Raw genomic sequence first — 25,745 nt, forward strand, 5'->3', positions numbered from 1 at the left:
CCCGGCCCGCGCTCAGCGGGCTCCGGCGCCGGTGAGCACCTTCTCCTGTGGGGAGGGGGCGGCGGGGCTCTGCCCGACGACGTACGACCGGTTCTCGCGGCGCGGCACGTCGATCCTCGCCTTGCCCTGGAGGGTCCGCCTGGCGATCCGCCACATGCCCTTGAGGTCGTCCATCGCGGTCCGGACGACGTCGACCCGGCTGTCGGGGTCGTCGGTCCAGTCCACCGGGACCTCGTGGATACGGAGCTTGTTGCGCTCGGCCAGCACCAGCAGTTCGGTGTCGAAGAACCAGGCGTTGTCCTCGATGTGCGGGGCCATCGCCTGGAAGACCGGGGTGCGTACGGCCTTGAAGCCGCACTGGGCGTCGGAGAAGCGGGCCGCCAGGCCCAGCTTCAGCAGGATGTTGTAGCAGCGGGAGATGAACTCCCGCTTCAGTCCGCGGACGACCGCCGCGTGGCGGTGCAGGCGGCTGCCGATGGCCACGTCACTGTGGCCGGACAGCAGCGGAGCGACGAGCGGGAGGAAGCCTTCGAGGCCGGTGGAGAGGTCGACGTCCATGTACGCGACCACATCGGCCTTGCTCTGGCTCCAGACGGCCTTGAGGGCGCGGCCCCGGCCCTTCTGCTCCAGGTGGACGGCGTGCACGTGCGGCAGCTGGTAGGTCAGGTCGGTGGCGACCTGCCAGGTGGCGTCGGTGCTCGCGTTGTCCGCGATGGTGATCCGGAAGGGGAAGGGGAAGGAGGCTTCGAGGTAGGCGTGGAGCCGGCTGATGCTGTCGGCGAGGACGTGGGCCTCGTTGTACACCGGCACCACGACCTCGACCGATCGCTGCCGAGCGCCTCCTGCTGCTGTCGTCTGGTTCATGCCCCTGACTCTCCCGGCCGGATCTGGGGCACTCGTAAGACGGCAATTAGCGGAGTATGAGAAACAGCGTTCTCATAGTCCGCTCACAATGTGAGCGACGCTGCGCGCCCCAACCGGCGTCCCCGGAAGGCTCATTGAGGCCACGGTGCCGCCACCGGGGGCGGGCAGCAGGGTCACCCGGCCGCCGGAGCGCTGGACGGTGTGGGCGACGATGGACAGGCCGAGGCCGCTGCCGGGCAGGGCGCGGGCCTGGGGGGAGCGCCAGAAGCGCTCGAAGACATGCGGCAGGTCCTCGGCCGGAATGCCCTGGCCGTGGTCGCGTACGGTCAGCTCACCGGCGTGCAGCAGGACCTCGATCCTGCCGTCCGGCGGGGAGAACTTGACCGCGTTGTCCAGCAGGTTGACCACGGCCCGCTCCAGCGACGCGGGGTCGCCGAGGACGTGCCAGGGCTCGACCTCGGTGACGAACTCGATCCCGGGACCCCGCAACCGGGCGCGTTCCAGGGCACGTTCGACCACCGAATGGAACGGCGTCGGCACGGCGGCGGCCTGGGCGGCATCCGGGCGGGACAGCTCCAGCAGATCGCCGATCAGGCTGGTCAGCTCCTGCGTCTGGGCCTGCAGGCTGCCGAGCAGCGCGTCCCGCTTCTGCTGCGGGATGGGCCGGCCGGTCTCGGTGCTGCGTACGAGCAGGTCCACATTGGCGCGCAGCGAGGTCAGCGGCGTGCGCAGCTCGTGGCCGGCGTCGGCGATGAGGCGCTGCTGATGGTCGCGGGAGCTCTCCAGGGCGGCGGTCATGGAGTTGAACGAGGTGCCGAGGCGGGCGATCTCGTCGTGTCCCTCGACGGGGATGCGTACCTTCAGGTCTTCCGTACGGGCGATGTGCTCGACGGCGGCGGTGAAGCGATGCACCGGTCGCAACGCCGTACGGGCGATGAGCAGCCCGGCGCCGAGCGCGAGCAGCACACCGCAACCGCCGACGATGGTCAGGAGCGCGGCCAGCTTGTTGAGGGGCTCGGAGACCTCGCTGATCTCGCGGGCGATGACAATCGTGTCGCCGTTGTCCAGCTTGTGGGTGAAGACGCGGACCGCGGTGCCGTCGTCCCGCTCACCGTTGCGCAGTTCCCCGCGCGTCTTGCCGGACGCGACGTCGAGGTCGGCCTGCGTGATGACGATCGCGGTGTCCGCGAAGTCCACGCAGCGGGTGCCGTCGGGCTTGAGCAGCACCCCGGTGATGCGGGACGGCGGCCCGGACTTGTTGGTCGCGGGCGGGGTCTTACCGCACTTGGTCTCCAGCACCTTGATCCAGCCGCGGCTGACGTCCGCGGTGGTGAGGGAGTCGTCCAGGTTGCCCCGGAGCTGGTGGGCCGTGATGTACCAGCAGGCTGCCGCTGCCACTCCTATCGCCACGGCGAAGGCCGCTGCCGTGAGGAGGGCCAGACGGGAGCGGAGCGGCAGTCTGCGCATCATGGGATAACTCAGGCGGCGAGCCGCCCACCTTCCAGGTCGAGGTCGAACGTGGCGACGAATTCGGTGAGCCAGCTGCGGAACTCCGGGCCGAGGTCGGACCGTTCGCAGGCCAGCCGGACCACTGTGCGGAGGTATTCGGCCTTGTCCCCGGTGTCGTAACGGCGGCCCTTGAAGACCACGCCCCGCACCTCGTCGGTGAGCGCCAGCTCCTCGATCGCGTCGGTGAGCTGGATCTCGCCGCCGCGGCCGGGCTCGGTGCGCTCCAGGACCTCGAAGACGCTCGGGTCCAGAACGTAGCGGCCGATGACCGCGTAGTTGCTCGGCGCGACCTCACGGGACGGCTTCTCGACCAGACCGGTGACGTGGACGACGCCGGTCTCGTCGCTGGGCTTGACGGCCGCGCAGCCGTAGAGGTGGATCTGCGCCGGGTCGACCTCCATGAGGGCGATGACGCTGCCGCCGTAGCGGGCGCGCACGTCGAGCATGTCCTTGAGCAGGGTCTCGCGCTCGTCGATCAGGTCGTCGCCGAGCAGGACGGCGAAGGGTTCGTTGCCGACGTGGCTGCGGGCGCACAGCACGGCGTGGCCGAGGCCGAGCGGGTCGCCCTGCCGGATGTGGTGGATGCGGGCCAGCTGTGAGGCGCTGCGGACCGCGTCGAGGCGGGCGTGGTCGCCCTTGGCCTCCAGAGCCCGCTCCAGCTCGGAGGCCTGGTCGAAGTGGTCCTCGATCGCGCGCTTGTGGCGACCGGTGACCATCAGGACGTCGTCGAGCCCGGCCGCGGAGGCCTCCTCGACGACGTACTGGATCGCGGGCTTGTCGACGACCGGGAGCATCTCCTTGGGCGTCGCCTTGGTGGCGGGCAGGAAGCGCGTGCCGAGGCCGGCGGCCGGAACAACGGCCTTCCTGACACCGTGGGTGGGGTGAGAGGTGGTGTGGGGGGTCATGGACGTCATGCTGTATCACCGGAATGAGAGGGCCCTGAGATCGCCCTGAGGCGGTACACAGAAAGGGAGTTCACATGTTCGGGGGGCATGCGGCGAGCGGCTTCAGACACTGTGGACCGGCGTACGGCGACGAGCCCGCAGGGCCTCGATGCCGGCCGGAACGACCGACACCACGATGATCGCGACCAGCACCACGTCGATGTGGTCGCGGATGAAGCCGATCTGCCCCAGGAAGTAGCCGGCCACCGTCACGCCCGCGCCCCAGAGCACGCCGCCGAGGACGTTGAAGACGGTGAAGGCGCGGTACGTCATCCCGCTCACGCCCGCGAGGATCGGGGTGAAGGTCCGTACGACGGGGATGAAGCGGGCCAGGACCAGGGCCTTGGGGCCGTGCCGCTCGAAGAACTCGTGCGCCTTCGTGACGTACTCCTGCTTGAACAGCCGCGAGTTCGGCCGCCGGAAGAGCGCGGGCCCCGCCTTGCGGCCGAAGACGTACCCGACCTGGTTGCCGAGGATCGAGGCGACGGAGATCAGCAGGCAGACCAGCCACAGCGGCTGGTGGATCACCTGGTGCTGGGAGATCAGCAGCCCGGCGGTGAAGAGTACGGAGTCACCGGGCAGGAAGAAGCCGATGAGGAGCCCGGACTCGGCGAAGACGATCGCGAGGACGCCCAGCAGACCGAAGGCGGAGACGAGGTGGTTGGCGTCGAACATGCTCAGCGGACCTCGCGGACCTTGGGCGGACGCAGCACATAGCCGGTGCCGCGCTCGGTGTGGATGAGCCGGGGCAGGCCGCCCGACTCGGTCTTGCGGCGCAGATACATCACGTACACGTCGAGCGTGTTGGAGGTCGGCTCGAAGTCGAAGCCCCAGACCTCGCGCAGGATCGCGGCCCGGCTGAGCACCTGGCGCGGGTGCGCCATGAAGAGCTTGAGCAGGGCGTACTCGGTCTTGGTGAGGTCCAGCCGCTTGCCGCCGCGGGTGACCTCGCGGGTGCGCAGGTCCATCGCGACGTCCTCGAAGCCCAGCTGCTGCTTGGACCCGCCGGCGGTCTGCGGCGAGCCGGGAGTGTGCTGCGACGGTTCGGGCGGCATGGGCGCGCTGCGCCGCAGCAGGGCACGTACGCGGGCGAGCAGCTCGTCGCCGGCGAAGGGCTTGGGGAGGTAGTCGTCGGCGCCGTTGTCGAGGCCGACGATGCGGTCGCCGACGGCGTCACGCGCGGTGAGCATGAGGATGGGCACCGTGTCGCCCTTGGCCCGGATCCGGCGGGCGGCGGCGAGGCCGTCGAGGACCGGCATCATCACGTCCAGCAGGATCAGGTCGGGGTGCTCGATCTCCAGCTGCTGGAGGGCATCCATCCCGTCTTTGGCGGTGTCGACCTCGTAGCCCTCGAACTCCAGGCTTCTGGTCAGCGCCTCACGGACGGCCGGCTCGTCGTCGACGATGAGGATCCGCGCCGGGTTCTCGGTCTGGGTCGCGTCGTACATGGCGTCCACGGTTGCCCCAGGATCTGTGAAATTCCTGAGAGCAGGATGTGTGGAGTCGCAGAATCCGCTTTCGGTCGCGCCGCTCACGCGACCGCTTCCAGGTCCGCGTCGAGTGCGTAGCCGACCCCGCGCACCGTGCGGATCAGCCGGGGCAGGCCACCCGCCTCGGTTTTGCGGCGCAGATACATCACGTAGACGTCCAGGGTGTTGGCGGTGGGCAGGCCGTGGTCGCCCCACAGGGCCTTGAGCAGCCATTCGCGCTCCAGGACCTGCCGGGGGCGGGCGAGGAAGAGTTCCAGCAGCGCGAACTCGGTGCGGGTGAGACGCAGGTCACGGCCATTGCGGGAGACCTCGCGGCCGACGGTGTCCATCCGCAGGCCGGCGAAGCTGTGGACGGTGTCCTGCGGCTTGGCGCCGCCGCGGTTGCGGCGCAGCAGGGCGCGGATGCGGGCGATGAGCTCGTCGGTGGCGAAGGGCTTGGCGAGGTAGTCGTCGGCGCCGGTCTCCAGGCCGGTGACGCGGTCGCCGATGGTGTCGCGGGCGGTGAGCATCAGCACCGGGACCTCGTCGCCACGGGCGCGGAGGTGACGGCAGGCGGTGAGGCCGTCCATGTGGGGGAGGAGGACGTCCAGGATGACGAGGTCGGGGCGCATCGACTCGACCATGTCGAGGGCCTCCGCGCCGTCGCCGGCGAGCAGGACCTCGTACCCTCTCCTGCTGAGGATCAGGTTGAGGGCGTCACGGATCGCCCGCTCGTCGTCGACCACCAGGATGCTGGGGGCGGTACCGCTGCGGGTACCGGCTTCCCATCCTGCCTCCGTCATCGTCATCGCCATGTTCGGTTCTCCGTCGCGAGCTCGGTGGGAACGCGGAACTGGCCGGTGTCGAACCTGTCCGACCTGTCCGACCTGTCCGACCTGTCGACCTTCTCGACTTTGTCGAACGTGTCGAACTGCCCGGTGCCGTCCGCCGTTCCGTTGTTCTGCGAGTGGTGCAGGTGCGCGTACGCACCGCCTTGGGCCAGTAGTTGGTGGTGGGTGCCGACCTCGGCGAGCCGGCCGTGGTCCAGGACGAGGATCCGGTCGGCGTCGGGCGCGAGGTTCAGGTCGTGGGTGATCATGATCGTGGTGCGGCCGCTCATCAGGCGGCGCAGCGGCTTGATGACCCGGCGGGCGGCGAGCGCGTCGAGGCCGGTGGTCGGCTCGTCCAGTACGAGGACCGGCGAGTCGCGCAGCATGGCGCGGGCGATCGCGATGCGCTGCAGCTGACCGCCGGACAGCTGGGCGGTGTGGGCGTCGATCTCGGTGTCGTAGCCCTTGGGGAGGAACGCGATGAAGTCGTGGGCCTGGGCGTCGCGGGCGGCGGCGACGATCTCCTGGTCGGTGGCGGCCGGGCGGCCGCAGGCGATGTTCTCGCGGATGGTGGCATGCAGGATGAGGGTCTTCTGCGGCAGCAGGGTGATCTGTTCCCGCAGGTGGTCGACCGGGTAGTCGCTGAGCGGGATGCCGTCCAGGCGTACGAAGCCGGCGGCCGGGTCGTAGAAGCGCAGCAGCAGCTTGGAGATGGTCGACTTGCCGGCGCCGCTCGCGCCGGTGACCAGGACCAGCTCGCCGGGGTGGGCGGAGAAGGAGACGTTGCGTACGGAGTCCTTCTCCGCCCCGGGGTAGCGGAAGCCGACCTGCTGGAAGTCGACATGGCCCTGGACGCGGCGGGGGACGGGGACGGCCCGCTCGGGGTCGCGGACGGCGGGCTCGGCGTCCATGATCTCCAGGATCCGCTCGGCGCCGGCCGTGGCGGCGTTCAGCGTCAGCCCCAGGGTGCCCAGGGAGCGGATCGGCGGGTAGAGGTAGCCGAGGAAGGCGGCGAAGGCGAGCAGCTTGCCGATGGTCATCCGGCCCTGGGAGATCTCCCAGGCACCGAGGCCGATGACGACCAGGACGCAGACGGTCTCCACGACCTCGACCAGCTGGCTGTAGCGCTCGCTGAGCCGGCCGCTGGTGACCGAGGCCTTCATCCAGGCCCTGGCCTCCAGCCGCAGTCGCTTCTCCTCGGCCCGCTTACGGTTGTAGGCCTGGGTCAGCAGGATGTTGCCGAGGGACTCCTCGACGACCGAGGTGATCGCGCCGTCGGCGACCCGCTCGTCGCGGGAGACGTCCTTGAGCTTGCCGGAGAAGAGCTTGGCGGACAGCCAGAACAGCGGCGCCAGGACGAAGGTGGCCAGCGCCAGGTCCCAGCGGATCCACAGGGCCGCGGCGGAGAAGAAGACCACGCTGAAGACCGCCGAGATGGTGCCGACGACACCCGAGACCACCATGTGCTCGATCGACTCGACGTCGCCGGTGAGGCGTTCGACCAGGTCACCGAGGCGGTGCCGCTGGAAGAAGTCGGGCGGCAGGTCCTGTACATGGGAGAAGACCTTGGCGCGCAGCCGCAGCACGAAGCGCTCGGCCGTCCATACGGCGAGCGAGTTGCCGACGTAGCCGACGATCGCGCCGAGGACCGTGACCCCGAGCCACTTCCCGGCCGGGGCCCAGAAGGCGGACAGTGAGCCGGTCGTCAGGGCGGTGTCGGTGAGGTCGCTGAAGAGCAGGATGGCGGCGGTCTCGCCGAGGGCGGCGACGACCACGCACAGGACGATGACGACCAGCCAGCGGCGGTCGCCCTTGGTCAGCGGCCAGAAGCGCTTGAAGGCCTCGCGGACCGGGAGGTGGGGGGTGTACTCCTCCTCTTCCTCCGTCTCGGCCTCGACCTCGGGGGCGTGACCCCCGTCGTAGATGATCTCGAACTGGCCGGTGTGGCGGTGGCGTCCGTACGGGCGGGCGCGCTGGGGCTGCTTGCGGTGGCGGCCTGCGGCGCCTGCGGCAGCTTCGTCCGGGTCGATGACGCGCAGTTGCATCGTCGCCTGGTCTTGATACGCGGACAAGGTCTCTCCCACCTCGATACCCACTTGCGTACGGACATGGCCGAGGCGGGCCTGCGGCTCTGCGCCGCGGCCCGCCTCCGGTTCCTCCGGGTCAGCCGCCGATGGGGCGACGACGCGCGGGCTTCTTGTGGGCCTTCTTCGCGGGCTTGGCCGGCTCGTGCTTGGCCGGCTCGTGCTTGCTGGCGGGCTTGACCGGGACGATCTTCTTGAAGCTCATGCGGGTGTCTCTTCCGTTCCGTGCTGGGTGATGCGGGTGCGGGTGGCCTCGGGGACTGCGCTGATGCGGTCAGTCACCGATCGGGCGGGGGCGGTCCTTCTTGTGGGTCTTCTTGGTGACCGGCTTCGCCGGAGCGGCCTTCTTGTGGACCTCGTGCTTGGGGGCCGGCTTGGCGAGGGGGGCGACCTTGCGGAAGCTCATGGGGATTCTCCCTTTTCGCATTCTCTTGCATCTCTGCATCGCTGCCCTTTTGGCTTCGACACGGAAAACATTACGCCAGGGAATGCGCTTCGGAAGCCAATTGCGGTGAGATGCCTATGAAATCAATGTGAGGCCTCTTCTCACCCTGGAACGGGAACCGCGGGCCTTCATGAGAGCGTCCGGACCCGAGTGCCGGGAACGCGAAGAGGGCCGGTGGTCAGTGCCACCGGCCCTCTTTCAGGCTACGAACTACCAGGCTGCGAAGCTCAGTTGGCCGCAGAGCCGTCCGCGTTGACGGGCCGGGGGGCCGGCGCGTGCTTCTTCTTCGCCTTCGGCTTCGGCGGCGGGGGAAGAAGCTTCTTCTTCGGCTTGGGCAGCGGGGCAGGGGCCTTGAAAGCCATCTCAATTACCTCTTCGTTGTGTCCTGTTGGCGTCCGTTCGGCGCCGACAGAGAGGACACTACAGAGATCAACAGCGACGGACAGCCGAATACCGTTAAGCCCTGGTGAGCAGTCGGTTAGGTTTACTCATGTTGGATTGAGAATCCTCATGGAGGGCGGTCCTGGCCCTGTATTCGGTCGAGAGAGGGCAACCGGCGGGTAAATTATTGTTTTCTCATCGGGCGTTCATTGACGTCTCAGCGTCAGCCCATATCACGTGGGAAGGCTGGCGGCCATGTCCGTTGACACTCCCCCCGCGCCCGCCGTCGTAAGGGCCAGGCAACTGGCCCTCGGCAGCCCCCGCGCCCCCCGCTGGGCCCGGCCCACACTGTGGGCCGTCCTCGTGTTGGCCGCCGCCCTGTCCGTATGGAACCTCTCGTCCATCGGCAACGCCAACTCCTTCTACGCCGCGTCCGTGCTCAGCGGCACCCAGAGCTGGAAGGCGCTCTTCTTCGGCTCCCTCGACGCCGGGAACTTCATCACCGTCGACAAACCGCCGCTCGCCGAGTGGGTGATGGGCCTGTCCTGCCGGGTCTTCGGCTTCGGCACCTGGCAGATGATGCTGCCGGTCGCCGCGGCGGGCGTCGCCTCGGTCGCGCTCCTCTACACCATGGTCCGGCGCAGCTTCGGCTACGTGGCCGCCACCATCGCGGCCCTCGTGCTCGCCCTCACCCCGATCACGGTCGCCATCAACCGCGACAACAACCCCGACCCCTTCCTGGTGCTCCTCATGCTGCTCGGCGCCGCCGGGTGCCTGCGCGCCATCCGTACCGGGCGGCTCGCGCCGCTCGTATGGTGTGCGGTCGCGGTGGGCTTCGCCTTCGACGCCAAGATGCTGCAGGGCTACATGTGCCTTCCGGCCTTCCTGCTGGCGTACGCCTTCGCGGCCAAGGTCGGCGTCCGGAAGCGGGTCCGCAACCTCGCGGTGGCGGGCGTGGCGCTGGCCGCCTCCACCTTCTGGTACGTGGTGGTCGCCGACTTCCTGGTGTCCAGGGACTCCCGGCCGTACATCGGCGGCTCCACGGACAACACCGTCTGGAACCTCGTCATCGGCTACAACGGCTTCGGCCGGGTCTTCGGCGAAAGCGCCGTCGGAGGCAGCACGTTCGGTCAGGGTGCGAACTTCGGCGGTGCGGCCGGTGCCGGGCGCCTGTTCAACAGCATCATGGGCGGCCAGATCTCCTGGCTGATCCCCTTCGCCACGATCGCGCTGCTCGCCGGACTGGTGCTGCGCGGGCGGCGGCCCCGTACGGACATGCAGCGGGCCTCCTATCTGCTGTGGGGCGGCTGGTTCGGCGTCCACTACCTCGTCTTCAGCTTCGCCGAGGGCACCTTCCACCCCTACTACACGACCGCCATGGCCCCCGGCATCGCCGCCCTCACCGGCGCCGGCGGCGTGGCCATGTACCGGGCCTTCCGGCGCGGCGGTCTGCGCTGGGTGTGGGTGCTGCCGGCCGCGATCACGGTGAGCGCGGTGTGGGCAGTCGTCCTGCTCAACCGCACGACCAGCTGGAACGCCTGGCTGGGCCCGGTCGTGGGCGTCGTGGCGGCGCTGTCGGTCGCCGGTCTGCTCGTCATGCGCTTCGCCCCCGGGCTGCCGTCCCCGCGCCGGCTGGGCGCAGCGGCTGCCGCTGCCGGGCTGCTGGCACTGCTGGCCGGCCCGGGTGCGTACGCCGTCGACGCGGCCACCAGCGGCTCGTCCAACGGCACCAACCCGACAGCCGGGCCCTCGACGGGCGGCGGCGGCTTCGGCGGCGGGGGTATGCGCGGCGGCGGTGGGGGTGGCGGTATGGGCCGGCCCGGCGGACAGCAGGGTGGACAACAAGGCGCCCAGCAGGGTGCGCCGCAAGGCGGCCAGCAGGGCGGCGGCCAGCCCCAGGCGGGCGGCCAGATGCCCTCCGGCGGCGGCCAGCCCCAGGCGGGCGGCGGCGGCTTCGGCGGCGGGGGTATGCGCGGCGGCAGCGTCAGCACCCAGCTGGTGTCGTACCTGATCAAGCACCAGGACGGCGCCACCTGGATTCTGGCGGTCTCCACCGACCAGACCGCCTCCGAGCTGATCCTCCAGTCCCGCAAGCCCGTTGCCTCCATGGGCGGCTGGTCCGGCTCCGACAACGCCATGACCCTCGACAAGCTCCAGACGCTCGTCAAGGCCGGCAAACTGCACTACGTCGAGACCGGCGGCCGTGGCAACTCCGCGCTGACGACGTGGATCCAGCAGCACGGGACGCTGGTGAAGCCGTCCGCGTACGGCGACAGTTCGAGCACGAGCACCTCGACGGTCTACCGCCTGGACCCGTCCGACGTGTAGCGAGGTAAGCCGAGTTCAGACCGGAAGGGGGCGGCCCGCCGACGGGCCGCCCCCTTCCGCCACGTCAGCGCGTCTCATATACCGGAATGATCTGTCTCGCCATGCGAACACGCGGCATAGTTGGCCCCACCACCGACCGAGCAGGAGGTGCTCGCCATGCCACGCCGCTGGCTGATGCTGGCCCTGGGCACGGGGGCGCAGACCGCCGCCTGTGCCTTCGTCTACGGAATCCCGTACCTGGCAGCCGAGTTGAGGAATACGGACCACCTCACCCTGACCCAGGTCGGCGTGCTCGTGGCCTGCCCGACGCTCGGCCTCGTCCTGGCCCTGGTGGGGTGGGGCGCGGCCGCCGACCGCTACGGCGAGCGCATCGTCATCGCGAGCGGCCTCGGCCTGGCGACGGCGCTGCTCGCCGCCGCGTACACCGCCGACGGCATGGTCGCCCTCGGCATCCTCCTGGCACTGGCGGGCGCCGCCGGGGCCTCCGTCTACTCCGCCAGCGGCCGCCTCGTCATGGGCTGGTTCTCCGCCGAGGAACGCGGCCTCGCGATGGGCATCCGGCAGACCTCGACGCCGCTGGGCATGGGCCTGGCCGCGCTGTCCATGCCGCCGCTGGCCGCCGCGTACGGCGTGGGCGGCGCGATGGCCTTCCTGGCCGGGCTGTGCGGCGTGATCGCGCTGCTCATCGCCCTCTACGCGGCCGATCCTCCGCGTGCGGCGGCCGGCCGGGAGACCGACCCCGGCACCGGCAACCCTTACCGGGGCTCGGCCATGCTGTGGCGGATCCACGGCGCCGGGGCGCTGCTCGTCGTACCGCAGTTCACGGCCGGGGCCTTCGCTCTGGTGATGCTCGTGGACGTACGCGGCTGGTCCGCCGTCCACGCCGGGCAACTGATCGCCGGGGCCCAGGTGTTGGGCGCGCTCTCCCGCGTCGCCGCAGGCCGCTGGTCGGACCGGGTCGGCAGCCGTCTGCGGCCCATGCGCCAACTCGCCCTCGCCACGGCCGCCGTGGTCGCCGCCTGCGCTCTGACCGCCGCCTTCCCTTCCCCGCTCACCGACCTGGCCCTCGTCGTCGCCGTCGGCATCACCGCCAGCACCAACGGCCTCTCCTTCACCGCGACCGCCGAACGCGCCGGCCCCGCCTGGTCCGGCCGCGCCCTCGGCGTCCACAACACCGGCCAGAACCTCGCCGCCGCCCTCTCCCCACCCCTCGTCGGTGCCCTCATCACCGCCACCGGCTACTGGCCCGCCTTCGCCACCGCCGCCGGCCTCGCGTGCGCGGCCGCGGTGATCGTGCCGGTCACAGCCTGATCCAGCGGGTCCAGGGCAGCGCCCTGGTTTCGGGAAAGGTCGTGGTGGGGGGACAGCCTCCGCCACCACCGCGGTCGTAAGCTCAACGCATGACGGACGCCGCCGCACAGACCACCGCCACCCCCCGCCGCATCGACGTCGTGGACGAGGTGACGCCCGCCCAGGCGCAAGCGGTGCTCGCGCTCATCGAGGACGCCGCAGCCGTGGACGGGCAGTCGGCGGTGTCGGAGCAGGGGCGGCTGAATCTGCGGGGCGGCGCACGGCCGGGCGTACGGCACTTCCTGGTCACGGCGGACGAGGAGCTGGTCGGCTACGCGCAGCTGGAGGACACCGACCCGGTGGAGGCGCCGGCCGCCGAGCTGGTGGTCCACCCGACGCACCGGGCGAAGGGGCACGGGCGGGCGCTCGGCCGGGCCCTGCTGGACACGTCAGGCCGCCGGATGCGGGTCTGGGCGCACGGCGGCCACCCCGCCGCCCGCCACCTCGCAGGGCTGCTCGGGCTGGCCCTCTTCCGCGAGCTGCGGCAGATGCGGCGCCCCCTGGACGGCGAGGCCGCGCCGCCGCTGCCCGAGCCGGTCCTCCCGGAAGGCATCACCGTACGGACCTTCGTGCCCGGCCAGGACGACGCCGCCTGGCTGGCGGTCAACGCCGCCGCCTTCGCCCACCACCCCGAGCAGGGCTCCCTCACCCAGCGCGACCTGGACGACCGCACGGCGGAGCCGTGGTTCGACCCGGCCGGCTTCTTCCTCGCCTTCCGCGGCGACCGGCTCGCCGGCTTCCACTGGACCAAGGTCCACGCCACCCAGCAGCTCGGCGAGGTCTACGTCGTCGGCATCCACCCCGACGAGCAGGGCAGCGGCCTCGGCAAGGCCCTCACCGCCATCGGCCTGCGCCACCTCGCGTACGACCGCAAGGTGCCCACCGCCATGCTCTACGTCGACGCCGACAACGTCCCCGCCGTCACGGTCTACGAGCGCCTCGGCTTCAGCCTGTACGAGGTCGACCTCATGTACCGCACGGAGATGTGAGCCGCACAGACCTGCGCCGCGCCACCGTCCGAGCCCCTGCGGCCGCGTCCCGCTTTCCTTGTCGCCACCTGCCCGTTACCGGCGATTCAATATCGCTTGCGAGCATCACAGAATGCAGCCCGCCATCCGCACGTCGACCCTCCAACCGCCCGACCTGCCGGAACGGCAGCGCGCACGGGAGAATGGGAGACGGAATGCCGTGCTGGATCCGGAGGAGGGCTCGCACCCATGGCCTCGATGAACTTCCCCGCAGAAGCCGCCGCCCCCAGCGACGCGGGTGGCAGCGCCGTGGCCGCGTACCGCCCCCGCGCCGTGCCCGACCTGACCTCGGACATGTCCGACGTGCCCGTGCCGGCGGTCACCGACGGCGACGACACCGGTGAGCTGCCCCAGGGCCGCTTCCTGGACCGGGAGCAGAGCTGGCTGGCCTTCAACGAGCGGGTGCTGGAGCTCGCCGAGGACCCGAGTACGCCGCTCCTCGAACGGACCAACTTCCTCGCGATCTTCGCGAGCAACCTGGACGAGTTCTTCATGGTCCGGGTCGCCGGCCTGAAGCGCCGCATCGCGACCGGCGTCGCGACCCGCTCGGCGTCCGGCATGCAGCCGCGCGAGGTGCTGTCGAACATCCTGAGCCGCTCGCGCGAGCTCATGGCCCGCCACGCGGCCTGCTTCCAGAACGACGTGGCCCCGCAGCTCGCCGAAGAGGGCATCCACATCATCCGGTGGGCCGAGCTCACCGAGAAGGAGCAGGCCCGGCTCTTCACGCTCTTCCGGAACCAGATCTTCCCGGTCCTCACCCCGCTGGCCGTGGACCCGGCCCACCCCTTCCCGTACATATCGGGCCTGTCCCTGAACCTCGCCGTGACCGTACGCAACCCGGTCTCGGGCCACGACCACTTCGCCCGCGTCAAGGTCCCGCCGATCCTGCAGCGCTTCCTCGAGGCGAGCCCGCAGCGGTACGTCCCGCTCGAGGACGTCATCGCGGCGCATCTGGAGGAGCTGTTCCCGGGCATGGAGGTCATGGACCACCACATGTTCCGGGTCACCCGCAACGAGGATCTGGAGGTCGAGGAGGACGACACCGAGAACCTGCTCCAGGCCCTGGAGAAGGAGCTCATGCGGCGCCGCTTCGGCCCGCCCGTCCGCCTCGAGGTCGAGGAGTCGATCTCCCCGAAGGCCCTGGACACCCTCGTCCACGAGCTGAAGATCGAGGACGCCGAGGTCTACCCGCTGCCCGGCCCGCTGGACCTGACCGGACTGTTCGCGGTGGCCTCGCAGGACCGGCCCGAGCTGAAGTACCCGAAGTTCGTCGCCGGCACCCACCGCGACCTGGCCGAGGTGGAGTCCGCGCACGCGCCGGACATCTTCGCCGCACTGCGCGAGCGCGACGTGCTGCTGCACCACCCGTACGACAGCTTCTCGACCTCCGTGCAGTCCTTCCTGGACCAGGCCGCGGGTGACCCGGACGTCCTCGCGATCAAGCAGACCCTGTACCGCACCTCCGGCGACTCGCCGATCGTGGACGCGCTGATCGACGCCGCCGAGGCCGGCAAGCAGGTGCTGGTCCTGGTCGAGCTCAAGGCGCGCTTCGACGAGCAGGCCAACATCAAGTGGGCCCGCAAGCTGGAGGAGGCCGGCTGCCACGTCGTGTACGGCCTGGTCGGCCTGAAGACGCACTGCAAGCTGTCGCTGGTGGTACGCCAGGAGGGCGAGACCCTCCGCCGCTACAGCCACGTCGGCACCGGCAACTACCACCCCAAGACCGCCCGCCTCTACGAGGACCTGGGCCTGCTCACCGCCGACCCGCAGGTCGGCGCGGACCTGTCCCACCTCTTCAACCGGCTGTCGGGCTACTCGCGCCGGGAGACGTACAACCGGCTGCTGGTCGCCCCGCGCAGTCTGCGGGACGGCCTGATCACCCGGATCATGAAGGAGATCGACCACCACCGGGCGGGCCGGTCGGCCTACATCCGGGTCAAGGTCAACTCGATCGTCGACGAGGCGATCGTCGACGCGCTCTACCGGGCCTCGCAGGCCGGCGTGCCCGTGGACATCTGGGTGCGCGGCATCTGCGCGGTGCGGCCCGGCGTGGCCGGCCTGTCGGAGAACATCCGGGTACGCAGCGTCCTCGGCCGCTTCCTGGAGCACTCCCGGGTCTTCGTCTTCGGCAACGGCGGCGAGCCCGAGGTCTGGTTCGGCAGCGCCGACATGATGCACCGCAACCTCGACCGCCGCATCGAGGCGATGGTCCGGGTCGCCGACCCCGCCCACCGTACGACCCTGAACCGCCTGCTGGAGCTCGGTACCTCCGACTCCACCTCGTCCTGGCACCTCGGCCCGGACGGGAACTGGACGCGGCACAGCGTCGACGCCGACGGGCGCCCGCTGCGCAACATCCAGGAGATGCTCATCGACGCGCGGAGGCGCCGGCGTGGCCCAGCGACACCCTGACATGGCGTTGGCCGAGGTGGGGGAGCGCGCGGCGCTTCCCGCCGGGGACGTTCTCGCGGCGTATCTGCGGGAACAGGCCACCGCCTTCCTGCGCGCCCTCACCCAGAGCAGCCAGGGCGAGAGCGACACCGACGCACCCGATGCCGGGCACCAGCTCCGCCGCTCCGCCCGGCGCATCGGCTCCGCGCTGCACACGTACGGGTCGCTGACCGACCCGGCGTGGGCCGAGCCGCTCCGGGCGGAGCTGGGCTGGCTCTCCTCGACGCTGGCCCGGGAGCACGAGCACGGCGGTCGCCTGGCGCGGCTGCTGACCGCCCTGCACCGGCTCTCCGCCGACGAGGACATGCTGGAGGACGAGGCCGCCGCCCTCGTACCGGCCCGGGCCCAGCAGCCGGCGCCGGGGGGTGGCCCGCTGGCCGTCGGCGCCGCCCGGGCCGGGGCGCTCCTGGAGCGGCAGCTGAGCCTGGCCCGGACCCGGGCGCACTCGGCGGCTCTGCAAGCGATGGGCTCGTCCAGGTTCCACGCCGTGGCCGACGCGGTGGCGGTGCTGGCCTCCGAGGTGCCACTGGCGGCCGCCGCCGGGGCCCCGGCGGGTGAGGTGCTGCCGACGCTGACCGGCCAGGCCCACGCCCGGCTGGCCGAGGCGGTGGGCACCCTGCCGCTGCCCCGGGCCGGGCACCCGTACAACGGCGACGCGCTGCGGTCCGCGCTCGCCGCCGAGCTGTCCGCCGAGCGCCAGGACGCCCCCTGGCACCGGGTGCGGATCCTGCTGCGGCTCAGCCGCTACGCCCGCGAGGTGTTCCCGTACGCCGACGGGGAACCCGAATCCCGGCCCACCGCCCTCGCCCACGTACTCGAGCAGCACCGCGAGGCAGCCGAGGCCGCCGCCGCCGTGACCTCCGCCGCCCGCACCCCCCGGATAGCGCCGGCCACGGCCTACGCGCTGGGCGTCCTGCACGCCGACCAGCGCCAGGAGGTCGAGCAGGCGCGTTTCGCCTTCGTACACCTGTGGCAGCGCACCCCGGTTTCCTGACCCCGACGCCGTTCCGGAAAGGGGAACGTCATGGACACCACGACCACCCCCGTCCTCGCCGCCGGAGCGGTCCTGTGGCGCAGGTCCCCCGTCGACGGCGGGATCGAGCTCGCCCTGATCCACCGCCCCCGGTACGACGACTGGTCCTTCCCCAAGGGCAAGCTGAAGCGGGGCGAGCTTCCGGCCACCGCCGCGATCCGCGAGGTCAAGGAGGAAACCGGCCAGGGCTGCGTCCTCGGGGCGTCCCTTCCGTCCTCCTTCTACGTGGCCTCCGGCCGGCCCAAGCACGTCCGCTACTGGGCCGCCGAGGCCACCGGCGGGCATTTCACCCCGAATCGTGAGGTCGACCGGATGATCTGGCTGCCGCCGGTCGCGGCGCGACACCGGCTGACACACGAACGGGATCGTCCACTCATCGACGCCTTCATCCGTCATTCTGGACAAAACGCCCGCTGACCAGAATTGACAGGCCGGTCAACCGCACTGATATGCGAGGTTCACCCTCCGTTCACCCTGTCCCATCGGTCGCTTCACTTGATTTGCCTAATTTCGGCCTTACCGGTGAGCAGTACGCCGCCGGGTGAATGCAGAACAACTCACACCTCTGCTTCGCCGTCCCGGCGGGCTTCAGGAAGGAAACACCGAAGGTGAAGCTTCAGCGTAAGAACGGCGTGCGTGCCCTGACTGTCGGCGCGGTCGCGATCTCCGGCGCCCTGCTCCTCACGGCGTGTGGCTCCGACAACAACACCGCGTCCGACAACGCGAGCAGCTCGTCCTCCTCCTCGTCCGGCAGCATCAAGTGTGCGGACAAGGGTGGCCAGATCCTCGCCTCCGGTTCCTCGGCCCAGCAGAACGCCATGGACCTGTGGGTCAAGAACTACCAGGCGGCCTGCTCCGGCGCGACGATCAACTACAAGGCGTCGTCCTCCGGTGAGGGCATCGTCGACTTCAACCAGGGCACCGACGCCTTCGCCGGCTCCGACTCCCCGCTGAAGCCCGAGGAGATCACCGCCTCCAAGAAGGTCTGCACCGGTGGCACCGGCATCAGCATCCCGCTGGTCGGCGGCCCGATCGCGATCGGCTACAACCTCTCCGGCGTGGACAACCTGGTCCTGGACGCCACCACGATCGGCGAGATCTTCAACTCGAAGATCACCTACTGGGACGACGCGGCGATCAAGAAGCTGAACTCCGGCGTCACGCTGCCCCACACCAAGATCCAGGCCGTTCACCGCCAGGACGAGTCCGGCACCACGGACAACCTCACCAAGTACCTGAGCACCGCCGCCCCGAAGGCCTGGCCGTACGAGCACGCCAAGGCGTTCGCCGGCAAGGGCGGCCAGTCCGCGCCGAAGTCCGCGGGTGTCGCGGCCCAGGTCAAGCAGACCAACGGCTCGATCGGCTACTTCGAGGTCTCCTACGCGACCGCGAACAGCATCAAGACCGCCAAGGTCAACACCGGCGCCTCCGCCCCGGTCGAGGCGACCGCCGCCAACTCCTCCGCCGCCATCGCGCAGGCCAAGGTCGTCGGCACCGGCTCGGACCTCTCCCTGGACCTGTCGTCCGCGTACACCACCAAGGCCGACAACGCGTACCCGATCACCCTGGTGACGTACGAGATCGCCTGCGACAAGGGCAACAAGGCCGCCACCCTGCCGCTGACGAAGTCCTTCCTGACCTACATCGCCAGCGACGCCGGCCAGCAGGTCCTCCCGGACGCCGGCTACGCGCCGCTGCCGGCCGAGCTGGTCACCAAGGTCCGCTCCACCATCTCCTCCCTCTCCTGACCCAACGGCCGGGCCCGCGGTTCTCACAGACCGCGGGTCCGGCCGCCCATCCGGTGCACCGCCGCCGGGGGAGTGATCCCCCACAGACCGGAGAAACCCCATGGACATAACCACACAGACTTCCGCTCCCCCGCCGCCGGCAGACAAGACCGCCGAGGGCGCTGTCACGCGTCCCGGCGACCGGATCTTCGCCGGCCTCTCACGCGGATCCGGCATCCTGCTGCTGGTGGTGATGGCCGCCATCGCGGTCTTCCTCACCGTGCGCTCGGTCGACGCGATCTCCAAGGACCACGGCAACTTCCTGACCACCTTCGAGTGGAACGCCGCGCTCAACCCGCCGGTGTTCGGTATCGCCGTCCTGGCCTACGGCACCGTGGTCAGCTCGATCATCGCGCTCGTCATCGCCGTCCCGATCGCGGTCGGCATCGCGCTGTTCATCTCGCACTACGCACCGCGCAGGCTCGCCACGCCGATCTCCTTCGTGATCGACCTGCTCGCCGCGGTCCCCAGCATCATCTACGGCCTGTGGGGCGCCATCTTCCTGGTGCCGCACCTGGTCGGGCTGAACCACTGGCTGACCAACTACTTCGGCTGGACCGTGATCTTCAAGTCCGACAACCCGGACGCCGCGCGCTCACTGTTCACCGTGGGCATCCTGCTGGCGATCATGATCCTGCCGATCATCACCAACGTCAGCCGCGAGGTCTTCAACCAGGTCCCGAGGATGCACGAGGAAGCCGCGCTGGCCCTCGGCGCGACGCGCTGGGAGACCATTCGTCTGTCAGTGATCCCCTTCGCCCGCTCCGGCATCATCTCCGCCGCGATGCTGGGCCTGGGCCGCGCCCTCGGCGAGACCATGGCGGTCGCCACCGTGCTGTCCGCCTCCTCGGTCCTGACGATCCACATCCTGGACCCGGCAGGCGGCACCTTCTCGCAGAACATCGTCGCCAAGTTCGGCGAGGCCGACGAGTTCGGCCGGAACGCGCTGATCGCCTCCGGTCTGGTGCTCTTCATCATCACCCTGCTGGTCAACGGCGCGGCCCGGATGATCATCGCCCGCCGCAAGGAGTACTCGGGGGCCAACGCATGAGCAACGTCACCGTCGACAGGCATCCCATGTCAGCTGCCGCTCCGGCCCCCGGTTCCCTGTCCAGCGCCAGCCTCCCGCGCTGGGCCCCCGCCGCCATCGCGGCCGGGGCGATCGCGGTCGCCGTCGGCATCGGCATCGGCGCGGGCCTCTCCAGCAAGATCCAGTGGGGCCTGATCGCGCTCGCCCTGTTCGTGATCGGCACGTATCTGATCACGGCCAAGGTCGAGGGCACCCGCCAGGCCAAGGACCGGGTCGCCACCAGCGCGATCTGGTCCGCATTCATCCTGGCCGTCATCCCGCTGTACTCGCTGATCGAGACGACCATCGTCAAGGGCGTCAAGGTCCTCAACGTCGCCTTCCTCAGCCACTCCATGAACGGCGTGCAGAACATCTACCCCGGCGGTGGCGTCTACCACGCCATCATCGGCACGCTGGAGCAGGTCGGCATCGCCACGATCATCGGCGCCCCGCTCGGCATGCTCACCGCGATCTACCTGGTCGAGTACGGCCAGGGCAGGCTCGCCAAGGCCGTCACCTTCTTCGTCGACGTCATGACGGGCATCCCGTCCATCGTCGCCGGTCTGTTCATCCTCTCCGTATGGTTCGTGGTCACCTCGCACGCCCCCGCCTCCGGCTTCGCCGGCTCGCTGGCCCTGGCGATCCTGATGACCCCGGTCGTGGTCCGCTCCACCGAAGAGATGCTCAAGCTCGTCCCCAACGAGCTGCGTGAGGCCTCCCTGGCCCTGGGAATCCCGAAGTGGCGGACCATCGTCAAGGTGGTCCTGCCGACCGCTGTCGGCGGCATCACCACCGGTGTCATGCTGTCTGTGGCCCGTATCGCAGGTGAGAGCGCACCCATCGCCCTGCTGGTCTTCGGCAGCAGCATCATCAACAACAACCCGTTCAGCGGTCCGCAGGAATCACTGCCCTTCTACATCTACCAGCAGTATCAGCAGGGCAGTTCGGCCAGCTACGACCGGGCCTGGGCGGCGGCACTCGTCCTCATCGCCTTCGTCATGATCCTGAACGTGGTGGCCCGCGGCATCGCCCGCTGGAAGGCCCCGAAGACCGGTCGCTGACGCGGCCAACCCCAGCGACCTACGGATTGAGAGCACTACCCATGGCCAAGCGAATCGACGTAAGCGGACTGTCCGCCTACTACAGCGGCTTCAAGGCGATCGACGACATCTCGATGAACATCGAGCCCCGTACGGTCACCGCCTTCATCGGCCCCTCCGGCTGCGGCAAGTCCACCTTCCTGCGCACCCTCAACCGCATGCACGAGGTCACCCCCGGCGGCCGCGTCGAGGGCAAGGTGATGCTCGACGACGAGAACCTGTACGGCTCCGGCGTCGACCCCGTCACCGTGCGGCGCACCGTCGGCATGGTCTTCCAGCGCCCCAACCCCTTCCCCACCATGTCGGTCTACGACAACGTGGCGGCGGGCCTGAGGCTCAACGGCGTCAAGAAGAAGCGCGAGCTCGACACCATCGTCGAGAAGTCCCTCAAGGGCGCCAACCTCTGGAACGAGGTCAAGGACCGCCTCAACAAGCCCGGCTCCGGCCTGTCCGGCGGCCAGCAGCAGCGCCTGTGCATCGCGCGGGCGATCGCCGTCGAGCCCGCCGTACTGCTGATGGACGAGCCGTGCTCCGCGCTCGACCCGATCTCCACCCTCGCCATCGAGGACCTGATCGGCGAGCTCAAGGAGAAGTTCACGATCGTCATCGTCACCCACAACATGCAGCAGGCCGCGCGGGTCTCCGACCGCACCGCCTTCTTCAACCTCTCGGCCGTCGGTCAGCCCGGCAAGCTCATCGAGATCGACGACACCGAGCGCATATTCTCCAACCCGTCCGTCCAGGCGACCGAGGACTACATCTCCGGCCGCTTCGGCTGAGCACGTCCTGCGGTGCTGCATGGCGGTGCCACCGCAAGGCGAAGGGCCCGCCCCCTGTGAGGGGGGCGGGCCCATTTCGTACGTACGGGAAGCGGGCGTCAGCCGAAGATCAGGTGCGTGATCCAGTACACCACCGCGGCGACGCAGCCCGCGGCCGGCATGGTGATTAACCAGCCCATGACGATGTTCTTGGCGACACCCCAGCGGACCGCCTTGACCCGCTTGGTGGCGCCGACGCCCATGATGGCCGAGGTGATGACGTGGGTCGTGGAGATCGGGGCCTGGAAGACGTACGAGGTCGTGTAGAGGATCGACGAGGCCGTGGCCTCCGCCGCGAAGCCCTGTGGCGGGTCCAGCTCGATGATCTTCCGGCCGAGCGTGCGCATGATGCGCCAGCCACCGGCGTACGTACCGAGCGACAGCATCGCGGCGCAGGCGAACTTCACCCAGATCGGAATGCTGTCGCCCTGCTGGACATCGCCGATGGTGAGGGCCATCACCACGACGCCCATGGTCTTCTGCGCGTCCTGCAGACCGTGCCCGAGCGCCATCGCCGCCGCGGAGACGGTCTGGGCGATCCGGAAACCGCGCTTGGCCTTGTGCGGATTGGAGCGGCGGAAGATCCACATCACGGCGACCATCGCCAGATAGCCGACCACCAGGCCGACGACAGGGGAGAGGATCATCGGGATGATGATCTTGTCGACGACACCGCTCCAGATGACCCCGCTGGAGCCGGCCAACGCGGCGCCGACCATGCCACCGAAGAGCGCGTGGCTGGAAGACGACGGCAGACCGAAGTACCAGGTGGTCAGATTCCAGACAATCGCACCGATGAGCGCGGCGAACAGGATGATCATGCCCTGCTCGCCGGTCGGGGTCTCGATGATGCCCTTGCTGACCGTGTGGGCGACGCCGCCGCCCGCGAAGGCACCGATCAGGTTCATCACGGCCGCCATCGCCAGCGCGGCACGCGGGGTGAGGGCGCGGGTGGACACCGAGGTCGCGATGGCGTTCGCGGAGTCGTGGAAGCCATTGGTGTACGTGAAGAAGAGCGCGACGCCGATGACGACGACGAGTGCGAAGGTGTCCACGCCGGTCAGGACTCCTTGACCGCGATGGTCTCTACCGTGTTCGCCACGTGTTCGAAAGCGTCCGCCGCCTCTTCGAGTACGTCCACGATCTGCTTGAGCTTGAGCACGTCCATGGCGTCGTACTTGCCGTTGAAGAGCTGGGCGAGCAGCTTGCGGTGGATCTGGTCCGCCTGGTTCTCCAGCCGGTTGACCTCGATCCAGTACTCGGTGAGATCGGTCATCGTCCGCAGGTTGGGCATCGCCTCGGCGGTCAGCTCGGCCGCCCGCGCCAGCACCTCGATCTGCTGCTCGACACCCTTGGGAAGCTCCTCGACCTGGTAGAGAACGACCAGGTCGACGGCCTCCTCCATGAAGTCCATGATGTCGTCGAGCTGCGACGCGAGAGAGTAGATGTCCTCACGGTCGAACGGCGTGATGAAGGAGGAGTTCAGCTGATGGAAGATCGCGTGTGTCGCATCGTCCCCGGCGTGTTCCGCCGCGCGCATCCTCTCGGCGATCTCGGTCCGCGTGGCCGCATCGGCTCCGAGCAGTTCCATGAGGAGCTTCGATCCTGTGACGATGTTGTCCGCGGACGCGGCGAACATGTCGTAGAAGCTCGTCTCCCTGGGGGTCAGACGAAAGCGCACGTGAAGTCCTCGGATACATCGGTTTTCGGTCGCATTGATGCTAGGCGCATCATCCGGCCACAGCTAACCGGCGCCCTACAGTGTCGCTCATGGCCCGATGTGATCCCCACAGGGGTCACCTCGCACAATGAGCCGAATTCGGTACGATATACCCGGCAGGGGTATACCGGGGCAGGAGGGACAGGCACATGACCGCCACCGAGGTCGGCGCCGACCACCACGGCTCCCATGGGTACAGCAAACAGAAGGACCAGCACCTGAAGCGGCTGCGCCGCATCGAGGGGCAGGTCCGCGGCCTCCAGCGCATGGTCGAGGAGGACGTCTACTGCATTGACATCCTTACCCAGGTATCAGCCGGCACAAAGGCACTGCAGGCCTTCGCTCTGCAACTCCTGGAGGAACACCTGCGACACTGCGTCGCCGACGCCGCCGCGCGCGGCGGCCCCGAAGCGGACGACAAGGTGGCGGAGGCCACAGCCGCGATAGCCCGGCTGCTCCGCAGTTAGCGACTCAGCGCCCCGCGGCGCCCGACGGCACGTGCTCGACCCGCAGCACCTCGTCGATCCGGGCGGAGCTCAGGCGCTCCTCATCGGCGGCCGAAGCCGCGATCATCAGCTCGCCGCACAGTTCGATCTCCGCGAGGGCCACGTGGTCCTGGTCCAGGACCGCCTGGGATCCGGGCGACAACCGCACGTGCACCACCTCCTCCCCACCCCAGGGTAGGGACGGACACGCGGTCGGTGCATGACACGGACGGACCATTTGGGGTGGCCTACTTTGCTGACGCAGAAACGATCTTTCCGCTGTAGATGTCGTTCTTCGCGGGCAGGACGACCCGCACCGGCGACCCGAAGGCGTAGAACCACGTGGTAGAGACCACCTCGGCGCCGTTGGTGAAGGTGAAACGCTGCCGCAGCATCCGCAGCCGCCCCTTCCCGTCCACATACGCGTCGAAGGGCACCGTGGTCACGGAGAACCCTTTCGCCGCGGCCCGCAGCGGCTTCCGCGAGTCCGGCGTCGCACCCTTCGCCGCCAGCGCCATGTCCGCGACGCCCCGGTAGTGCCGCACCGGCGCGCCACCGACGGTCTCGTCGCCGACGTACGTCACGTCCCGCGCGCCGCGCAGCAGCTCGGCGGCGGCCAGTGGCTCGGTGGCCCCGCCGGTGACCAGATTCCCGTCGGCGAGGCGGGTCGTGTCCACCCGCACCCACTTGTCCTCGGGCACACCCTCGCCGCGGTTCTTCATGTAGAGCGCGCCCGGGGTCAGCAGCTCGGTGATCGGCTTGTGCTCCGGGGCGCCGGCGGCGTCCGGCGGCAGCACCACCCTCAGGTTGCCGCGATGCCGGGCGAAGTCGAAGCCTCCGGTGCCGGTGACCGAGACCTTCGTACCGCCGCTGGCCATCTCCATCGACGTACGGATTCTTGAGCTGCCCGCGCGGATCAGCACGTCGGCCGCCTGCCGCACGGCCTCCGACGGGGTCGAGGCGGACGGCTCGTGGTCCTGCTCGGCGGCCTCGCCGCTGCCGACACAGCCGGTCAGCGCCGCCGCGAACAGCCCGAGACCCACAGCTGCGGCAGTCGCGCGCGTCCGCTGCCCCATGTCCGCCAACCCCCTGCAACATCCCGCACCATGGCCCTCGTTCGGCATAACGACGGCTCGGGCCCGTCGTCACGGTCTCCCCGGTACCGTTGCTTGCGTGCTCAACCAGCCCCCCACGCCCCACCGCGCGACCACCGTCGAAAAGGGCCCGTTCGCCCACGCCACCTGCGTCTGCGGCTGGCGCGGCCCCGCTCGCCGCGCCCGCGACCGGGCCCGCCGCGACGCCGCGGAGCACGAGGGGCGCTGACCCCAGAGGCTTGAGGCGCTCAGGCCGCCAGATCCTTGTCGTACGACGTGGGCTCCGGATACGGCTCGCCCTTCGGCTGACGCGCCGGCCGCGCCGAGCGGACCAGCCAGCCCGCCCGGGCCGACCCGGCGACCGCCGTGGTCAGGGGCGTGAGCAACGCCATCGCCAGCGGAGCCAGCAGCAGCGCCACCGCCGTGCCCAGCGCGAAGCCGCCCACGACGTCGGTCGGGTAGTGCACGCCCATGTAGACGCGGCAGAAGCCCTCCACCAGGGCCAGGCCGATCGCGACGACCCCCGCCTTGCGACTGACCAGAAACAGCCCCACCGCGACAGCCATCGCCAGCGTCGCGTGGTCGCTCACGAACGAGAAGTCCGTCTTGCCCTTGATCAGGACATCCAGCCCGTCGTGGTCCACGAAGGGCCGCGGCCGCTCCACAAAGCCCCGCAGCGGGATGTTGAGCAGCAGCGCGATCCCGGCCGCCAGGCCGGACCACAGCACCCCCGCAACCGCCGCCGGCGCCTCCGGGCCGCGCCGGGCCACCCGCCACCAGCACCAGCCCGCGAGCAGCACCAACAGCAGGATCAGCCCGTACTCACCGACGAACTCCACGCCCCGGTCGAACCACCCGGGGGCGTCCTTCGCAAGGCCGTTGATGTCACGGAGCAGGCCGACATCGGGGTTCGAGCCGTCAAGCGCGAGCTCTGCCATCGGTGATGCCCCTCACTG

At 69.8% G+C, this 25,745-nt stretch carries 27 protein-coding genes; 12 read left to right on the forward strand and 15 right to left on the reverse strand.

From position 1 onward, the window contains the following. Window positions 1-12: 12 nt before the first annotated feature. From ACFXJ5_RS09980 to ACFXJ5_RS10025, 10 genes are all read right to left on the reverse strand, one after another. Window positions 13-864, reverse strand: a complete 852-nt coding sequence (locus tag ACFXJ5_RS09980) for a dolichyl-phosphate beta-glucosyltransferase (protein ID WP_384629439.1) — start codon at window positions 862-864, stop codon at window positions 13-15. Window positions 865-936: 72 nt separating this feature from the next. Then, complete coding sequence (locus ACFXJ5_RS09985) at window positions 937-2,334, reverse strand: ATP-binding protein (RefSeq protein ID WP_384629442.1); 1,398 nt, start codon at window positions 2,332-2,334, stop codon at window positions 937-939. Window positions 2,335-2,342: 8 nt separating this feature from the next. Then, a complete protein-coding gene (gene galU, locus ACFXJ5_RS09990) occupies window positions 2,343-3,287 on the reverse strand; it encodes a UTP--glucose-1-phosphate uridylyltransferase GalU (RefSeq protein ID WP_384629445.1) in 945 nt (314 codons plus the stop codon). Between the two features lie 93 nt (window positions 3,288-3,380). Beyond that, window positions 3,381-3,992 (reverse strand): DedA family protein, encoded by a 612-nt coding sequence (locus ACFXJ5_RS09995; protein WP_384629448.1) that lies wholly within the window; start codon window positions 3,990-3,992, stop codon window positions 3,381-3,383. A 2-nt stretch (window positions 3,993-3,994) separates the two neighbouring features. Then, window positions 3,995-4,765, reverse strand: coding sequence for a response regulator transcription factor (locus ACFXJ5_RS10000; protein ID WP_384629450.1), 771 nt, complete (start codon window positions 4,763-4,765; stop codon window positions 3,995-3,997). 83 nt (window positions 4,766-4,848) lie between these two features. After that, entirely contained in the window at window positions 4,849-5,595 is a 747-nt protein-coding gene (locus tag ACFXJ5_RS10005) for a response regulator transcription factor (protein ID WP_384629574.1), read from the reverse strand. Continuing rightward, the gene (locus ACFXJ5_RS10010) at window positions 5,592-7,688 is read right to left on the reverse strand and encodes an ABC transporter ATP-binding protein (RefSeq protein WP_384629453.1); all 2,097 of its coding nucleotides are present in this window, start codon (window positions 7,686-7,688) and stop codon (window positions 5,592-5,594) included. Before ACFXJ5_RS10010 ends, ACFXJ5_RS10005 begins: the two co-directional genes overlap by 4 nt. A gap of 91 nt (window positions 7,689-7,779) precedes the next feature. Beyond that, complete coding sequence (locus ACFXJ5_RS10015; RefSeq protein ID WP_384629455.1) at window positions 7,780-7,905, reverse strand: hypothetical protein; 126 nt, start codon at window positions 7,903-7,905, stop codon at window positions 7,780-7,782. Window positions 7,906-7,974: 69 nt separating this feature from the next. Continuing rightward, window positions 7,975-8,106, reverse strand: a complete 132-nt coding sequence (locus ACFXJ5_RS10020) for a hypothetical protein (protein WP_384629458.1) — start codon at window positions 8,104-8,106, stop codon at window positions 7,975-7,977. A gap of 266 nt (window positions 8,107-8,372) precedes the next feature. Continuing rightward, window positions 8,373-8,507 (reverse strand): hypothetical protein, encoded by a 135-nt coding sequence (locus tag ACFXJ5_RS10025; protein ID WP_384629461.1) that lies wholly within the window; start codon window positions 8,505-8,507, stop codon window positions 8,373-8,375. A gap of 274 nt (window positions 8,508-8,781) precedes the next feature. Between ACFXJ5_RS10025 and ACFXJ5_RS10030 the strand changes: the two genes are divergently transcribed. The 10 genes from ACFXJ5_RS10030 to pstB all read left to right on the forward strand — a co-directional run bounded on the left by ACFXJ5_RS10030 (window position 8,782) and on the right by pstB (window position 21,451). Beyond that, complete coding sequence (locus ACFXJ5_RS10030; protein ID WP_384629464.1) at window positions 8,782-10,854, forward strand: ArnT family glycosyltransferase; 2,073 nt, start codon at window positions 8,782-8,784, stop codon at window positions 10,852-10,854. A gap of 156 nt (window positions 10,855-11,010) precedes the next feature. Next, on the forward strand, window positions 11,011-12,165 hold the full coding sequence (locus tag ACFXJ5_RS10035) for an MFS transporter (RefSeq protein WP_384629467.1): 1,155 nt from the start codon (window positions 11,011-11,013) through the stop codon (window positions 12,163-12,165). An 89-nt stretch (window positions 12,166-12,254) separates the two neighbouring features. Beyond that, window positions 12,255-13,193, forward strand: coding sequence for a mycothiol synthase (gene mshD, locus ACFXJ5_RS10040; protein WP_384629470.1), 939 nt, complete (start codon window positions 12,255-12,257; stop codon window positions 13,191-13,193). A gap of 228 nt (window positions 13,194-13,421) precedes the next feature. Next, window positions 13,422-15,644 carry an RNA degradosome polyphosphate kinase gene (locus ACFXJ5_RS10045; RefSeq protein ID WP_384629473.1) on the forward strand — a complete coding sequence of 741 codons (2,223 nt, stop codon included), beginning with the start codon at window positions 13,422-13,424 and terminating at the stop codon, window positions 15,642-15,644. Continuing rightward, window positions 15,625-16,677: a CHAD domain-containing protein gene (locus ACFXJ5_RS10050; RefSeq protein ID WP_384629476.1), complete on the forward strand. Its 1,053-nt coding sequence runs from the start codon at window positions 15,625-15,627 to the stop codon at window positions 16,675-16,677. The genes ACFXJ5_RS10045 and ACFXJ5_RS10050 overlap by 20 nt, the downstream gene beginning before the upstream one ends. A gap of 30 nt (window positions 16,678-16,707) precedes the next feature. Continuing rightward, window positions 16,708-17,133 carry an NUDIX hydrolase gene (locus ACFXJ5_RS10055; RefSeq protein ID WP_384629479.1) on the forward strand — a complete coding sequence of 142 codons (426 nt, stop codon included), beginning with the start codon at window positions 16,708-16,710 and terminating at the stop codon, window positions 17,131-17,133. A gap of 191 nt (window positions 17,134-17,324) precedes the next feature. Continuing rightward, on the forward strand, window positions 17,325-18,464 hold the full coding sequence (pstS, locus tag ACFXJ5_RS10060; protein ID WP_384629481.1) for a phosphate ABC transporter substrate-binding protein PstS: 1,140 nt from the start codon (window positions 17,325-17,327) through the stop codon (window positions 18,462-18,464). A 100-nt stretch (window positions 18,465-18,564) separates the two neighbouring features. Then, window positions 18,565-19,554 (forward strand): phosphate ABC transporter permease subunit PstC, encoded by a 990-nt coding sequence (gene pstC / locus ACFXJ5_RS10065; RefSeq protein WP_384629483.1) that lies wholly within the window; start codon window positions 18,565-18,567, stop codon window positions 19,552-19,554. Continuing rightward, on the forward strand, window positions 19,551-20,633 hold the full coding sequence (pstA, locus tag ACFXJ5_RS10070; RefSeq protein ID WP_384629486.1) for a phosphate ABC transporter permease PstA: 1,083 nt from the start codon (window positions 19,551-19,553) through the stop codon (window positions 20,631-20,633). The genes pstC and pstA overlap by 4 nt, the downstream gene beginning before the upstream one ends. A gap of 41 nt (window positions 20,634-20,674) precedes the next feature. Continuing rightward, window positions 20,675-21,451: a phosphate ABC transporter ATP-binding protein PstB gene (gene pstB / locus ACFXJ5_RS10075; RefSeq protein ID WP_384629489.1), complete on the forward strand. Its 777-nt coding sequence runs from the start codon at window positions 20,675-20,677 to the stop codon at window positions 21,449-21,451. A 98-nt stretch (window positions 21,452-21,549) separates the two neighbouring features. Here pstB and ACFXJ5_RS10080 read toward each other — a convergent pair whose 3' ends face one another. Both ACFXJ5_RS10080 and ACFXJ5_RS10085 read right to left on the reverse strand, forming a co-directional pair. Beyond that, on the reverse strand, window positions 21,550-22,545 hold the full coding sequence (locus ACFXJ5_RS10080) for an anion permease (RefSeq protein WP_384629492.1): 996 nt from the start codon (window positions 22,543-22,545) through the stop codon (window positions 21,550-21,552). A 5-nt stretch (window positions 22,546-22,550) separates the two neighbouring features. After that, window positions 22,551-23,171 carry a DUF47 domain-containing protein gene (locus ACFXJ5_RS10085; RefSeq protein WP_384629495.1) on the reverse strand — a complete coding sequence of 207 codons (621 nt, stop codon included), beginning with the start codon at window positions 23,169-23,171 and terminating at the stop codon, window positions 22,551-22,553. Between the two features lie 188 nt (window positions 23,172-23,359). Here ACFXJ5_RS10085 and ACFXJ5_RS10090 point away from each other — a divergent pair, with 188 nt between their 5' ends. Continuing rightward, window positions 23,360-23,677, forward strand: coding sequence for a metal-sensitive transcriptional regulator (locus tag ACFXJ5_RS10090; RefSeq protein WP_127359998.1), 318 nt, complete (start codon window positions 23,360-23,362; stop codon window positions 23,675-23,677). A 4-nt stretch (window positions 23,678-23,681) separates the two neighbouring features. Here ACFXJ5_RS10090 and ACFXJ5_RS10095 read toward each other — a convergent pair whose 3' ends face one another. Then, complete coding sequence (locus ACFXJ5_RS10095; RefSeq protein ID WP_384629498.1) at window positions 23,682-23,864, reverse strand: hypothetical protein; 183 nt, start codon at window positions 23,862-23,864, stop codon at window positions 23,682-23,684. Between the two features lie 79 nt (window positions 23,865-23,943). Continuing rightward, entirely contained in the window at window positions 23,944-24,771 is an 828-nt protein-coding gene (locus tag ACFXJ5_RS10100; RefSeq protein WP_384629501.1) for a hypothetical protein, read from the reverse strand. Between the two features lie 97 nt (window positions 24,772-24,868). Here ACFXJ5_RS10100 and ACFXJ5_RS10105 point away from each other — a divergent pair, with 97 nt between their 5' ends. Then, window positions 24,869-25,018 carry a hypothetical protein gene (locus ACFXJ5_RS10105; protein ID WP_384629503.1) on the forward strand — a complete coding sequence of 50 codons (150 nt, stop codon included), beginning with the start codon at window positions 24,869-24,871 and terminating at the stop codon, window positions 25,016-25,018. A gap of 19 nt (window positions 25,019-25,037) precedes the next feature. On the opposite strand, the gene ACFXJ5_RS10110 is transcribed toward ACFXJ5_RS10105, so the two are convergent. Continuing rightward, on the reverse strand, window positions 25,038-25,727 hold the full coding sequence (locus tag ACFXJ5_RS10110) for a phosphatase PAP2 family protein (protein WP_384629506.1): 690 nt from the start codon (window positions 25,725-25,727) through the stop codon (window positions 25,038-25,040). Window positions 25,728-25,745 lie beyond the last annotated feature (18 nt).

The organism is Streptomyces sp. NPDC059373, from assembly GCF_042751495.1.
Classification (GTDB): Bacteria; Actinomycetota; Actinomycetes; order Streptomycetales; family Streptomycetaceae; genus Actinacidiphila.

Coding starts and splice junctions, on each gene's coding strand:
- ACFXJ5_RS09980 (WP_384629439.1), bottom strand. CDS start 864: ATGAACCAGACGACAGCAGCAGGAGGCGCTCGGCAGCGATCGGTCGAG.
- ACFXJ5_RS09985 (WP_384629442.1), bottom strand. CDS start 2,334: ATGATGCGCAGACTGCCGCTCCGCTCCCGTCTGGCCCTCCTCACGGCA.
- galU (WP_384629445.1), bottom strand. CDS start 3,287: ATGACGTCCATGACCCCCCACACCACCTCTCACCCCACCCACGGTGTC.
- ACFXJ5_RS09995 (WP_384629448.1), bottom strand. CDS start 3,992: ATGTTCGACGCCAACCACCTCGTCTCCGCCTTCGGTCTGCTGGGCGTC.
- ACFXJ5_RS10000 (WP_384629450.1), bottom strand. CDS start 4,765: ATGTACGACGCGACCCAGACCGAGAACCCGGCGCGGATCCTCATCGTC.
- ACFXJ5_RS10005 (WP_384629574.1), bottom strand. CDS start 5,595: ATGACGATGACGGAGGCAGGATGGGAAGCCGGTACCCGCAGCGGTACC.
- ACFXJ5_RS10015 (WP_384629455.1), bottom strand. CDS start 7,905: ATGAGCTTCAAGAAGATCGTCCCGGTCAAGCCCGCCAGCAAGCACGAG.
- ACFXJ5_RS10020 (WP_384629458.1), bottom strand. CDS start 8,106: ATGAGCTTCCGCAAGGTCGCCCCCCTCGCCAAGCCGGCCCCCAAGCAC.
- ACFXJ5_RS10025 (WP_384629461.1), bottom strand. CDS start 8,507: ATGGCTTTCAAGGCCCCTGCCCCGCTGCCCAAGCCGAAGAAGAAGCTT.
- ACFXJ5_RS10030 (WP_384629464.1), top strand. CDS start 8,782: ATGTCCGTTGACACTCCCCCCGCGCCCGCCGTCGTAAGGGCCAGGCAA.
- ACFXJ5_RS10035 (WP_384629467.1), top strand. CDS start 11,011: ATGCCACGCCGCTGGCTGATGCTGGCCCTGGGCACGGGGGCGCAGACC.
- mshD (WP_384629470.1), top strand. CDS start 12,255: ATGACGGACGCCGCCGCACAGACCACCGCCACCCCCCGCCGCATCGAC.
- ACFXJ5_RS10045 (WP_384629473.1), top strand. CDS start 13,422: ATGGCCTCGATGAACTTCCCCGCAGAAGCCGCCGCCCCCAGCGACGCG.
- ACFXJ5_RS10055 (WP_384629479.1), top strand. CDS start 16,708: ATGGACACCACGACCACCCCCGTCCTCGCCGCCGGAGCGGTCCTGTGG.
- pstC (WP_384629483.1), top strand. CDS start 18,565: ATGGACATAACCACACAGACTTCCGCTCCCCCGCCGCCGGCAGACAAG.
- pstA (WP_384629486.1), top strand. CDS start 19,551: ATGAGCAACGTCACCGTCGACAGGCATCCCATGTCAGCTGCCGCTCCG.
- pstB (WP_384629489.1), top strand. CDS start 20,675: ATGGCCAAGCGAATCGACGTAAGCGGACTGTCCGCCTACTACAGCGGC.
- ACFXJ5_RS10090 (WP_127359998.1), top strand. CDS start 23,360: ATGACCGCCACCGAGGTCGGCGCCGACCACCACGGCTCCCATGGGTAC.
- ACFXJ5_RS10100 (WP_384629501.1), bottom strand. CDS start 24,771: ATGGGGCAGCGGACGCGCGCGACTGCCGCAGCTGTGGGTCTCGGGCTG.
- ACFXJ5_RS10110 (WP_384629506.1), bottom strand. CDS start 25,727: ATGGCAGAGCTCGCGCTTGACGGCTCGAACCCCGATGTCGGCCTGCTC.